Origin of the sequence: Nocardia carnea (assembly GCF_029869215.1) — a bacterium.
GTDB classification, from domain to species: domain Bacteria; phylum Actinomycetota; class Actinomycetes; order Mycobacteriales; family Mycobacteriaceae; genus Nocardia; species Nocardia carnea_B.
Genome location: NZ_JARWPM010000399.1, coordinates 1 through 12368, shown reverse-complemented (window position 1 = coordinate 12368; position 12368 = coordinate 1). Strand labels below are relative to the sequence as shown.

Annotated in this window: 12 protein-coding genes; 6 read left to right on the top strand and 6 right to left on the bottom strand. The window is 69.2% G+C overall.

Annotated elements, in window-relative coordinates:
* Position 1: 1 nt before the first annotated feature.
* Positions 2-1516: a sodium:solute symporter family protein gene (locus QH276_RS28995; RefSeq protein WP_280400119.1), complete on the bottom strand. Its 1515-nt coding sequence runs from the start codon at positions 1514-1516 to the stop codon at positions 2-4.
* Between the two features lie 241 nt (positions 1517-1757).
* Between QH276_RS28995 and QH276_RS28990 the strand changes: the two genes are divergently transcribed.
* Both QH276_RS28990 and QH276_RS28985 read left to right on the top strand, forming a co-directional pair.
* Complete coding sequence (locus QH276_RS28990) at positions 1758-2423, top strand: TetR/AcrR family transcriptional regulator (protein WP_280406966.1); 666 nt, start codon at positions 1758-1760, stop codon at positions 2421-2423.
* Between the two features lie 125 nt (positions 2424-2548).
* Positions 2549-3337 carry an acyl-CoA thioesterase domain-containing protein gene (locus QH276_RS28985; protein ID WP_280400121.1) on the top strand — a complete coding sequence of 263 codons (789 nt, stop codon included), beginning with the start codon at positions 2549-2551 and terminating at the stop codon, positions 3335-3337.
* 9 nt (positions 3338-3346) lie between these two features.
* Here the strand turns inward: QH276_RS28985 and QH276_RS28980 are convergent, their stop codons facing one another.
* A complete protein-coding gene (locus tag QH276_RS28980; protein ID WP_280400122.1) occupies positions 3347-3814 on the bottom strand; it encodes a MarR family winged helix-turn-helix transcriptional regulator in 468 nt (155 codons plus the stop codon).
* 371 nt (positions 3815-4185) lie between these two features.
* On the opposite strand from QH276_RS28980, the gene QH276_RS28975 reads away from it, so the two are divergent.
* Positions 4186-5922 (top strand): BCCT family transporter, encoded by a 1737-nt coding sequence (locus QH276_RS28975; RefSeq protein ID WP_280400123.1) that lies wholly within the window; start codon positions 4186-4188, stop codon positions 5920-5922.
* Positions 5923-5981: 59 nt separating this feature from the next.
* Here the strand turns inward: QH276_RS28975 and QH276_RS28970 are convergent, their stop codons facing one another.
* Entirely contained in the window at positions 5982-6221 is a 240-nt protein-coding gene (locus QH276_RS28970; protein WP_280396854.1) for a DUF6374 family protein, read from the bottom strand.
* Between the two features lie 170 nt (positions 6222-6391).
* The gene (locus QH276_RS28965) at positions 6392-6670 is read right to left on the bottom strand and encodes a hypothetical protein (RefSeq protein ID WP_280396853.1); all 279 of its coding nucleotides are present in this window, start codon (positions 6668-6670) and stop codon (positions 6392-6394) included.
* A gap of 220 nt (positions 6671-6890) precedes the next feature.
* On the opposite strand from QH276_RS28965, the gene QH276_RS28960 reads away from it, so the two are divergent.
* Positions 6891-7184, top strand: a complete 294-nt coding sequence (locus tag QH276_RS28960) for a hypothetical protein (protein WP_280396852.1) — start codon at positions 6891-6893, stop codon at positions 7182-7184.
* A 95-nt stretch (positions 7185-7279) separates the two neighbouring features.
* Positions 7280-8728 carry a DUF1254 domain-containing protein gene (locus QH276_RS28955; RefSeq protein ID WP_280396851.1) on the top strand — a complete coding sequence of 483 codons (1449 nt, stop codon included), beginning with the start codon at positions 7280-7282 and terminating at the stop codon, positions 8726-8728.
* Positions 8729-8797: 69 nt separating this feature from the next.
* Here QH276_RS28955 and QH276_RS28950 read toward each other — a convergent pair whose 3' ends face one another.
* Positions 8798-11131 carry a TerD family protein gene (locus tag QH276_RS28950; protein WP_280396850.1) on the bottom strand — a complete coding sequence of 778 codons (2334 nt, stop codon included), beginning with the start codon at positions 11129-11131 and terminating at the stop codon, positions 8798-8800.
* 88 nt (positions 11132-11219) lie between these two features.
* Here QH276_RS28950 and QH276_RS28945 point away from each other — a divergent pair, with 88 nt between their 5' ends.
* A complete protein-coding gene (locus QH276_RS28945; protein WP_280396849.1) occupies positions 11220-11720 on the top strand; it encodes a hypothetical protein in 501 nt (166 codons plus the stop codon).
* 9 nt (positions 11721-11729) lie between these two features.
* On the opposite strand, the gene QH276_RS28940 is transcribed toward QH276_RS28945, so the two are convergent.
* Entirely contained in the window at positions 11730-12113 is a 384-nt protein-coding gene (locus tag QH276_RS28940; protein ID WP_280396848.1) for a hypothetical protein, read from the bottom strand.
* Positions 12114-12368 lie beyond the last annotated feature (255 nt).

Below are 12368 nucleotides of genomic sequence, written 5' to 3'. Positions count from 1 at the left end.
GTCAGCCCGGTTGATTGGCGGGCTCCGGGGCCGCCAGCGGTTCCGGCAGCGACGCCGGGACGGCCGAGGCATCCGTGGTGGCGGTGCGGTTACCGGCACGCAACCCCCGCGCGGCGAGGACGCAGAGGAAGGCGACCAGCGAGGCGAGGAAGCCGAGGAAGGTCGGCCAGCCGTCGAAACCGGGTCCGATCAGCGAATTCTCCAGATACAGCACCGTATTCGGTACGCCGTACATGGTGGGCGTGAGCACGAACAGCACCAGCCGCACACCGAGCCCGGCGACCATCGCCGCCACCGCGGCCGCCGTGGTGACCCGCTGCGTGAGGTGCGCGGCCACGAACGGGACGATCAGTCCGGCCAGCATCAGGTCGAAGGCGAGGGTGAGCAGGATACCGGTCTGCGGCACCTGGACCGCGAAGAAGATCGCCACCGCGGCCACCGGCAGCATGGTGATCCGCACATCGCGCAGCAGGGTGTCGCGGCCACCGGAATCGGTGCGCTCGGTGCGGCCGGCGATATTGCGGGTCGCGACCGCGGCCGTACCGAGGATGGCGCCGTTGGCGGTCGAGCACGACGCGGCGATCACCGCCGACAGCACCAGGATCGCCAGGCCCGCCGGCGCGTGCTCGTCGAGCAGGGCCAGCAGCCGCGGCCCGCCCTCGGCGTCGACGAGGTCGGTGGTGGCCAGCGCGACCAGCGCGTACGGGATCCCGACCAGCGCGGTGCCGGCGGCACCGGCGAAGCAGGCGCGGCGGGCGATTTCGGGGGAGCGGGCCGAGAAGATGCGCTGCATGAAATCGATGGCGACGATATCGCCGATGCCGAGCGCGATGAGGGTGGCCCAGTTGATCGCCGCGCCTTCGGAGGTGTTGCTCAGCTGGCCCAGGTCGAACGGGCCCATCCCGTCGGGGATATGGATACCGTAGGTCGAACCCACCCAGATCAGCAGGGACAGTGAGCCGATCACGGTGATCACCATCTGTGCCAGGGCGGTGTAGGCGTCGCTGAACATCCCGCCGGAGACGGTGTAGGTGAGCACGATCGCCACGATGAGCAGGACGCCCGCGGTGTAGGGGACGCCCAGGAAGCGTTCGAACAGATATCCGCCCGCGACGAGGTTGCCGGCGAGCAGGATGCAGAAACTGAAGATCATGAGGACCGAGGCGGACAGCTCCACGCCGCGCCCGTATTTGATCCGGTAGAAGTCCGGCAGGGTGAGCAAACCCATGCGGTTCATCGGTTTCGCGAAGAAGATACCGGTGAGCAGCAGGCACAGCCCGAGTCCCAGCGGGAGTGATGCCCCCGCCCAGAAGCCGAGCGATCCGGACAGATCGGTATTGCCGAGGGTGGCATTGGAATCGACCGCCTGCCCCATGAGCCCGGCCGCGACCAGCGGCAGGCCCAGTGAACGTCCGGCCACCAGGAAGTTGACGCTGTCCCCGTCCACCTTGCGGGCAACCAGCAGGCCGATGCCGATTACCGCGAGCACGCTGACCGCGATTCCGAGAATGATCATGGCCCGGGGCCCTTCATCCGAGACGAATATCTATCGGTTGAAAGTTTTCTCGCCCGCCGAGACGTCGTGGTGACGGCGATGTATCCGTATCGGTCCCACGGGTAACGTCTGTGTTGCCCGTATTTCTGTCGAATGACAGAAATACGACGCCCGCATCCGCCGGCCGGTGAGCGGCAGGGGTTTCGAGCCGCCGGAGTGCGGGCAGCGGCAGGGGAATTCCGGAGGTGGAGACAATGGGGGTATGACCCAACTCGGTCCGGGCCGGCCGCGCCTCGAGGCGCGGCGGCGCCAAGGGCGGTCACCGCGCGCCGAAATCCTCGACGCCGCCGCCGAACAGTTCACCACCCACGGCGACCGCAGCACCTCCACCCGGGCGATCGCCGAAGCAGTGGGGATCCGGCAGGCCTCGCTCTATCACCACTTCCGCGCCAAGGACGATATTCTCGACGCCCTGCTCGGCGAAACGATCGCGGATGCGGCGGAACTGGCCGGCCGGCTGAGTGAAAACGATGAGCCGGCCGCCGTGCGGTTGTACGCGTTGGCCCGTTTCGATATCGAGCAGTTGTGCGCCGCACGGTGGAATGTCGGCGCGCTGTACTTCCTCCCGGAGTTGCGCGGCGAGCGGTTCGCGCAGTTCCGGTTGCGCCGGGACCGGCTGCGCGAAAGTTACGAGGCGCTGGCGGCGCGCGTGGTCACGGAGATCGGGGCAGGGGGGATCGCGGAAGCGTCGGCCATCCCTTTCCGTCTGGTGGAGACCGTGATCAACATACGTTCCGACGAGGGCGCGGTATCGGCCGATACCCGGGGTGCGATCGCGGCGGCGGTCCTGCGGGTGCTCGGCTGGCACGGCGACCTCGTGGCAGTCGCGGAGTCGGCGGATGCCCTCGTGGCTACCGCGGGCGCATGACCGGTTGACGGCGTGGAGGCACCCATCGGCGGCATACCGGCCGCCGGCGGGTACCTCCACGCCGGGGCACCAACTAAAACGTGTTGTAATTCTGATGCGGGTTGGCCGCGAGAGGAGTCGATACCGTGTTGGCGTTCTTCACCAGAGAGGGTGAGCAGTTCCTGCCCACCCGGGTTGCCATATCCAGCTGGAGCCCCACCCAGGTCTCGGGTCCGGCGATCTGCGGGCTGCTGGCCCGCGAACTGGAGACGCGGTCGCCCGGACAGGAGTTCGTTCCGGCCCGGTTCACCGTCGACATGTTCAGCCCGGTCGCCGACGAACCCACCTCGCTGCGCAGTGCGGTGGTCCGGGAGGGGAAACGCATCTGTGTGATCGACGCCGAGCTGGTACAGCACGACGAGGTGCGTTCCCGCGCGACCGTGGTCTATCTGCGCACGGGTGAAGTGCCCGCGGGGGACCTCTGGCAACCCGGTCGCGACCTCCCGGTTCCCGATATCCCGGATACCTCCGAGTCCGGTGCGCATCCGCTGTTCAAGATCGGCGACGGTGCCTGGACCCGTGAGTTCGCCGCCGGCCAGAACGCCGAGCGCAAGGCCATCTGGCAGAACATGCTCCCGGTGGTGGCGGGCGATCCGGTGACCCCGTTCCAGCGCGCGGCGATGGCGGGTGACGCGGCGAGTTTCATGACCAACTGGGGCAGCGCCGGGATCGGCTATATCAACTCCGATGTGACCCTCGCGCTGGCGAGGCTGCCCATCGGCCCGGGTATCGGGGTGCTGGCGCAGGACCAAGTGGGAGCGGCGGGTATATCGGTCGGCACCGTCGCCCTCTACGACCGCACCGGGCCACTGGGGACGGCGGTGGTCACCGCCGTATCCAATGTGTGGCGCCAGGTCGATATGTCCCGGTTCTGACGGCGGCCGCTACCGTCCGGGCTCGGCATGGGTGGGCCGGGGCCAAGGCCGTGCCTCGCGCTGTTCGAGATCGGTGTTGAACCGCTCGAGGTACGCGGCGAACGCCCGGACATCCTGTTCGCTCCATTCGCGGAGCACTCGGTCGAGCGCGTTGATGTTGTATTCGCGGTCGGCGCGCAGCCGGCGTTCGCCTTCCGTGGTGATCCGGAACTTCCGCGCCACACCCCCCGCCGGGTCGGGAATGCGTTCGACCAGATCCGTTTTCATCATGGCCGCCGTCTGCCGGTGCACGGTGGAGGTGTCCAGGCCGAACGCCTCGGCCAGTTCGCCGATGGACATGGGGCCCTCGATCGACAACCGGCTCAGCACCAGGTAGGCGCTACGTTCCAGATGGTCGGGCCGGCGTAGATGCGCGTTGAGACTGTGCCGCCCCAGCAGCATGGTTTCGAATTCGATCAGATGGGTCGGCTTGTCCATGGCGGGTGTCCTGCTCGTCTGCTGTTGCCCTCGGGCTCGGCGGGTGTCCCGCCAGTCGTTATACCACGTCGCCGGGAGTGTGTTGCATTCTACATATTAGTTGTATCGTACAACTTCGTTTCCCGCGGGCGGGCCCGTTGCGCTGCGGCGGCGCGACCTCCGATGGTCCGCCGCGGCGGGGTTCCGGCCCCCGCCACGAACGCTGCCGGATCGTGTTCGGTACGTCGCGGACCGGACGGAGCGGTACGGTTTTTCCGGTACATCCGTTCGGCAATGCGGCGCAGGCGCGGCGAGGACCGAGAAAACGGCTGGTCCCGTGGTGTGCGTGGTCGTATGCGGAACGCAGGAGTGCGATCGGAAAGGACTCGTCCATGGTGATCGACGCCGGATCAAGCCCAGCGACGCCCGAAGGCGGCCTGCCGGGCTCCCCGGGAGGCAGACCCGCGCTGCGCAAGCGCGGGATCGACTGGCTGGTCTTCGGGATCACCTCCATCGGTGCGGTGGCCTTCGTCCTGTGGGGTGCCATCGATCAGGACGGCCTGGCGCGGGTCGCCTCCAACGCGCAGTCCTGGGTGATCACCAATACCGGGTGGCTGTTCGTGCTGGTAGCCACCTCGTTCGTCGTCTATGTGATCTGGCTGGCCCTCAGCCGCTACGGCAAGATCCCGCTCGGCGCCGACGACGAGACGCCGGAATTCCGGACGGTGTCCTGGATCGCGATGATGTTCAGCGCCGGTATGGGAATCGGCCTGATGTTCTGGGGCGTCGCCGAACCGCTGACCCATTTCACCTCCCCGCCGCCGGGTACCGCCGAACCCGGGAGTCCGCAGGCGAGCGAGGTCGCGCTGGCCACCACGCTGTTCCATTGGACCCTGCACCCGTGGGCCATCTACGCGGTCGCCGGGCTCGCCATCGCCTACTCCACTTTCCGTCGCGGCCGCTCCCAGCTGTTCTCGTCGGTGTTCCGGCCGCTGCTCGGCCGGCGCGCGGCGGAAGGGCTGGGCGGTAAGGCCATCGATATGATGGCGATCTTCGCGACGCTGTTCGGTTCCGCGGCCTCGCTCGGCCTGGGCGCCCTGCAGATCGGCGCCGGACTGCAATTCAACGGCTATATCGACACCATCGCCAAACTCGGCCTGGTGCTGGTGATCACCGTGCTCACTGTCGCCTTCGTGGTCTCCGCGGTATCCGGAATCGCGCGCGGTATCCAGTGGCTGTCGAATATCAACATGGTGCTGGCCGTGGTGCTGGCGATTTTCGTCTTCGTCGCCGGACCCACCCTGTTCATGCTGAACTTCCTGCCCACCGCCCTCGGCGACTACATCGGTGAACTGCCGACCATGGCCTCGCGCACCGGTATCGCCGGGGGTGAGGAGATGGAGGCGTGGCTGTCGAGCTGGACCATCTTCTACTGGGCGTGGTGGATCTCCTGGACCCCCTTTGTCGGAATGTTCATCGCCCGGATCAGCCGCGGCCGCACCATCCGCCAGTTCGTGGCCGGTGTCCTGCTGGTGCCGAGCCTGGTGAGCCTGGTGTGGTTCGCGGTTTTCGGCGGCGCGGCGATCCGGCAGCAGAGCGAGAACCACGACCTGACCGAACCGGACGGCAGCGTGAACCCCGACTTCGCGCTGTTCCATCTGCTCGACGAATATCCGCTGACCTCGATCACCACGGTGGTGGTGATGATCCTGGTGGGTATCTTCTTCGTCTCCGGTGCCGACGCGGCCTCGATCGTGATGGGCACGCTGTCCGAGCGCGGCAGTATCGAACCGTCGCGGGTCACGGTGATCTTCTGGGGAACGGCCACCGGCGCCGTCGCGGCGATCATGCTGGTGATCGCCGATTCCGATGACCTGGGCGGCGCGCTGACCGGGTTACAGGCCCTCACCACCGTCGTCGCACTGCCGTTCATGCTCGTGATGGTGATGATGTGCGTATCGCTGTACCGCGATGTGCGCCGCGATCCGATCATCATGCGGGAGAACCTCGGTGTGGAACTCGTCGAGGGCGCCGTGGTACAGGGGACGGCCCTGCACGAAGGCGAGTTCGCGCTGGTCACCACGCCGGTCGAAACCGTGGACGACGACGAATCCGATCCCCGCGCGTAGCGCGCGGCGCATCCGCCCGGCACCGGACCCCGGCTTCGCGCACCGCGCGGGGCCGGGGTTCAGCGTCGCGGACCGCGGAAATCCAGGCAGGCGCGACCGGGCGGCGCCGGGCGGTGGGCTCGCGGCGCGCTGTTCTGCGTCGCCTCGATGTAGATGCTCAGCCCGGCGCTGAGCTTGCCGGCCAGGGCCTCGAGTTGATCGGGCGAGAGCGACTCGCCGAAGGCCGCCGCGGCGAGCAGTCGCTCCCGTACCTGTTCGAGGTTGAGCCGGGCGAACGGGATGGGCGCGAGTTCGGGCATGCGCGTCACGCTACCGCAAATCGAACATATTTTCGATAGCGGAAATCGGCCATTCCCGTGGTGTTCTGGAATCCGCTCGGACGTGGATCACCGCAGGTCCGAGTAGTCGCCCGGAGTGCGGCCGGGGCCGGGTGCATCGGCGCGCGCGGAACCGAAGGCGCGCGCCCGGCTCAGCCGATCACCGCGTTCATGATGGTGCCCGCGCTGGTGGCGACCACCCCGCCGATCATGGCCCCGGCCACCATTTTCGGCGATTCGAGGCCACCGCCGGACCATTTCTCCCAGGCGAACCGGCCACCGGCGTAGATGATCGCGCAGATGCCGGCGAGCAGAACGAACCAGGTCAGATACTGGACCAGCTGCAGGATCTTGTCCGCCAGGGGTGGCGCTTGGGGGGTGGGATTGCCGATTTGCGCCAGAAGCGTATCGGTGACGGCGGCCAGTATCATCTCGCAGCTCACTCTGTGTTCGGGGAGGGCGGGAACGCACACGCATCGTAACCGCTCGCCGGGATGGTCGCAGTAATCCCAGTTCCGGGTAGGGAACCGGGGGCACCAGCGGTTATAGCGCGAAAGACGATGCGCGGCAAGAACTTGCGCCGCGCCCGGCTGCGTCTGGATGATGGAGGTGGGGTCGCAGTACCCGCACACAGAGGTTAGGGAGCAGACGGTGAGCATCATCGCGGCGTCGGTGGTCGACGCGGTATCGGTATACGCACAGGTCAGCAATCCCACTCCGGAACCGCCGCCACTGGCGGACAAGATCATGGAGTTCGTCCGTTACGCGACCTGGCTGGCGATCCTGTCCGGAACGGTGAGCATTGTCTACGCCGGCGGCAAATTCGCCTGGGAGAAGTGGTCCGGCAGTTCGATGCAATCGCCGAAGATGGTGGCCGGGGCCATGATCGGCGGGGTGGTCGCCACCAGCGCGGGCACCATCATGAATACCGTGCTCACCATGTGAGAACAGCCGCGCCGACCGTGGCGGCAACGGTTCGGCTAATCCTCGGCGTATCCTGCAAGCGGTCCATTCGACGGCGATGAGCAGGGAGAATGCGCATGGGCGAGGTCCCGGCGGCGGTATCCGGTAGTTCGCGGCGTGGTCTCGCACCCGACCGGTTCCGGATGTCCCGGCGGTCGCTGCTGGGCCTGCTGGCGACAACCGGCCTGGCGGCCTGCGGAGGCACCGGCGACGATACCGAGATCACGCCGTCGGGCACCCCGGCCGATCGCCGCGAAGTGGCGTCCGACGCCTATGTTTTCGGCTACCCGCTCATGCTGATCGATACGATCCGCAGCCGCGCGCTGCAATACGGCTCGCCGAACCGCTTCCAGCACACCTCCACCCTGCCCGCGTCGAGTCAGCGCACCGTGATCCGCATCGACCTGGACAACCTGTTTTCGGTGGCCTGGCTGGATCTGCGGGAGGAACCGGTGCTGTTCGAAGTACCGCGGATCGAGGATCGGTACTGGGTGATGCAGGTTCTCGATGCCTGGTCCAACACCGCGTTCACGCCCACCAGCCTGCAACCCCAGGTCGAACCGGGTGCGTCCGCGCCGTTCACCTACGCCGTCACCGGGCCGGGCTGGAAAGGGGAGCTCCCGCCCGGCACGGTGCAGCTGCCGGTGCCGACGGTGGACGCCTGGCTGTACGGGCGGATCGAGGTGCGCGGCCCGGCCGATGTCCCGGCCGTGCGCGCGATCCAGTCCCGCCTGCGGCTGGCCCCGCTCAGCGCCTGGACCACCCCCGCCGCCGGGGAATCCGATTCGATTCCGGAGAACCAGGATTGGTCCGAATCGATCGGCCTGGGCCCCCTGCGGCAGATGCCGGCCCGCGAGTACTTCGAGCGCATGTGCGAACTCATGGAGGACAATCCGCCCGCGGCGGCCGACGAGCCCGCGATGCGGCGTTTCGCCACCATCGGTATCCGGCCCGGCGGCTCGCCCGAAGGGGTGAGCACGGGGGAACTCGATGCGGGCGTCGACGCGGCGAAACGTAAGATCGCGGCCTACGTGGATCCGGACAGCCAGTTGCGCAACGGCTGGGTGGTCGACCTCAATGTGGGCCGGTACGGCACGAACTATCTGTTGCGCGCGGCGACCGCGGACCGCGGAGTCGGCGCGAATCTGGCGGTGGTGGTGGTGTATCCGGCATTGTTCGGTGAGGCCGACGACGACGGCACCCCGCTGGAGTTCACCCTGCGGTTCCCGCCGGGGGAGGCGCCGCCGGTGGCCGCGTTCTGGTCGCTCACCGCCTACGACAACGAGGGTTATCTCGTGCCGAACGAAGCGGATCAGCACGTGGTCGGCCATCCGGTGGCGCCGGTGGTCGCGCCCGACGGATCGCTCGAGATCGCGGTCCAGGCCGCCGATCCGGGGCCGGGGGTGCCCCGGCAGAACTGGCTGCCCATCCCCGAGCAAGGGCAGTTCTCGCTGGTCATGCGCCTGTATGAACCGGACCAGCGAGTACTGGACAAGCAATGGTTCCCGCCGCCGCTCGAGCGCTGAGCAACCGCTGGACCGAACACGGTTACCCGACGGGTAGCCGGCCGGTGGGTCGCACAGCCACGTAGGTACTCAGATATTGGCGCCCTTGTCGCGGTTACACCCGCGGCACAGGATCTGCAGGTTGGCGGCGCTGGTGGCGCCGCCGCGGCTGAGCGGGATGATGTGGTCGAACTCCAGGTAGTGGCCCTCCCCGCATTCCACGCAGCGGCCGCCGTCGCGCTGCCACACCTCGGCCTTGACCTCCTGCGGGATACTGCGCGAATCACGCTGTCCCGGAGCCAGTACCAGCCGTTTCGCGATCCGCAACGCGCCCTCGAGCGTGGCGGCGAGATATTCCGGATCGGCCACGGCGAAACTCGCGCCTCCACGCGCCGAGGTGGCCGCGACGACCACCGTGCCGTTGTCGGCCGCCACCGAGACGATCCGCGACCACGGAAGTTCCACGCCCGCCCCGGACCCCACGAACCGTAACTTCTTGGTGCTCACGATCAAGCGGCCGTCGGTGTGTTTGGGGCCGCGGGCCAGTTCCCGGATATGGGTGGCGCCGATATCGAGATAGACCAGTTCCTCGGCATCCAGATGCAGATCCGGGGTGCGCACCGTGGGCAGATCACCCTCCCGCAGCCGCGACAGAGCCCGGCCCCGCACCATCCGGGCGCGCAGCTCGTCGATCGGCCGGCCCGCCAGGCCCAGTTCGGTGACGGCATGGTCGAAATCGTCGTATTCCTGCGCCGAGATCTGCCCGTCGGCGAAGGCGAAGGCGACCCGCCGCTCCACGTACTGCCACGCCTCCGGCCGCAGCGCCGCCCGGCCGGCCGACTCCTCGATCCGCTGATACCGCAGCGATGCCCACAGCGCCTCCCAGTCGGTACCCCGCGGCCCCGATGCGGCGAGCACGCGGACGGCGCGGGTATGCCAGTGGATCAGGAACTCATCGATCTGCGCGGCGCAGGCGGCGCACGGATGATGCCCGCCGAAGACGCGGCGCCGGCGGCGGACTCCGCAGCGGTCGCAATCGTGCGGATGCGGGCGGGCGGTGGGCCGGGTGTCGCCGGTCCAGCTCTCGCCGTCCCACCAGCGGAACACGGTCGGGTCGGTGGGGTCGCGGTACCAGTCCGCACGACCCGCCCCGGGCGGCGGTTCCACGGGCGTGGGTTCGGGCACGGTGAGCCGGCGCAGCGTCACGGTGCCCGGTGTGCGCCGGCCGGGTTGCGGTTCGGCGAAACGATCCCAGGGCGCGGGCGCCGTGCCCGCGCCGGTCCGCTCGTCGAGCCGGTAGTGGGCGTTACCGGGATGCGCCTCGGGTACCCGGTGCGCATCGCCGGCGGCCGGCCCGTTGTGGCGCACCGCGGCTCCTGCCTCCGCGGCGGCGTCCGGGTCGCCACCCGCCCCGCGAAACGGTTGCTCCCGCGGACCCGGCCCGTTGCCCCGGCCGGCGAAATGCGCTGCTGCGCGTATGCCCGGGCCGGGTGCAGCATCGGGCGGGGTCTCGGCGCCGGCCACACCGGGGCGAGACCCGCGGTGCCCGGGCTCGGCGTGCCGGGCAGCGGGTTGTGCCGGCCCGGCGGATTCGCCGGTCCCGCGTGCGCCGGAGCGCGTTCTCCGCTCCGGGTCGGCATTCCGGATCGCCGGGCCCGCCGGCGCCTGGGGTTCCGGACCGTCGGTGCGGGCGACCGTGCGCGCCGGCTCGCCGCTGTCGTGTGGCGGGCCGCTGTGGGCTGTCCGCGGCGGCCTGGTGAGAACAGCGGTGCCCGTCTCGGCTCCGGAATTGCTCTCCTCGTGTGCGTCTGTGCCGGGCTCCCGTCCACCGTCCGAGTTCGTCGCAGGGAGGCCGGGGGTGCGGTCCGCCGGGGTGGTCGGCCGGTGTGCGGTCGGTACGCCGTCCGGCATACCCGGCGCGGGATCGTCGACCTCGATACCGAACTCCGTCACCAGGCCCGCCATTCCGGAGGCCCAGCCCTGGCCGACGGCGCGGAAACGCCAGCCCCCGTCGCGGCGGTAGAACTCGCCGAACATCATGGCCGTCACCGCCTCGGTATCGGTGACGGCGAACCGGGCGACCGGCCCGTCCACGGCGTACACGGTGAGACACAGGTCGTCGAGCCGGGTGAAATCGGCGTCCTCCAGTGACCCCGACACCACGATCCGGTCCACCTCGGCTTCGGTCCGCGGCAGCGAGACGCTGAGCCGGGCCGTACCGGGGGCGGGATCCTGGTCCAGCGTGACGGCCTGGGAGATGTGCCGGGGCGCGTTGTAGAAGACCAGATCCTTGTCGTCGCGTACCGTCCCGGCGGCCGCCAGCAGCAGGGCGTGCGCGTCCACCACATGTTCGGACCGCCAGGAAATCACTACGGCCAGAAGAGATGTCGGTATCGGCGTATTGGCGCCCTTGCTCAGTTCCATTGTCGTCGCACTATGCCATGCGCTGCCGACACGCCCGCAGGCGCGCAGGTCATGGCGTTGTCCGGGGTGGATGCGGCAGAGTTGTCCCATGCCCGATCCGGTACAGCCGGGGAACAAGAGGTCAGCGAACCGGCCGGGGGCGCGCCGGGTGCCCACGCCCGCCGATGTGCTCGCCGCCGCGCAGTCGGCGGTGGACGCCGCGCAATCGGCCGCCGGGCAGGCGCTGGAGGCCGCGCAACTCACTGCCGGCCAGGCTTTCGATACGGCGGTACGGCTACCACCGGCCTCGGCGCAGCTGGCCGCGCAACTACCCGATCTGCTGGAGAATCTGTCCTCCGCCATCGACCGGCTCAATGCCACGGTGGACCGCCTCGACCGCACACTCGCCCTCGCCGACCCCGCCTTCGCCGCCTACGACCGGCTGCTGCCCCGGTTGGAGGCGTTGATCGCGCTGGGTGAGGATCTGTTCGGGGCGCTCGCCCGGCTACCCGGGGTGAGCCGGCTCGGCCGGATCACCGGTATCGTCGCGCCCGACCTGCCCGAACCCGAACCGGAACCGCCCCGGAAGCGGCCGCGTAGGAAAACCTGATCGTGGTGGTCAGCGCGGGTCGACGGCGTGACCGTTGTAGGGGGTGTCGTGCGCGGTGCGGTCGTGGACCGGCCGGACCAGGACTTCCTCGTCCTCGAAGGTGATCTGTGCGTTCCGGGCCGCGTTGAGCAGCACCAGCACCAGTTGATCGGCCACCCGCTGCGCGGCCGCGCCGTCGGGATAGCGGCCGAGCACCCGTGCGCTGGGCCCGACCGCGCCGGTGCCCCGGTCGTAATCCCAGTTCCCGCTGCCGGTGGCCACCGCCAGCCGGGCGACCACCTCGGCCGTGCCCGTACCGTCGTGCGCGGCCTGCACCGCCTCGATCCCGATTTCGATGATCTGATCGGCCCGAAGCCAGTCCCCACCATGTGTTTTCACCCAGAGCTGTGCCATCGCTCCATTGTGGCGCTGTTCGCGGTGTCCGGCCGGGTGTTTCTCCCGGGCCGCCGCCTGGTTCCGCGGCTGCTGCTGCGCGACGCTGCCGGGCGCGGCTGCCGGTGTTGTGCGGTGCTCGTCGCCTGCCGCCGGGGATGGTTACCGGTGTCCGGCGGGAACACCGGTCGGGGGGGGGGGGGGGCCCGCGGGGGCCGCGGGCCCCCCCCCGGGCACCCCCCCCGGCGGGGGGGGGGGGTTGTGGGTTTTGTGGGG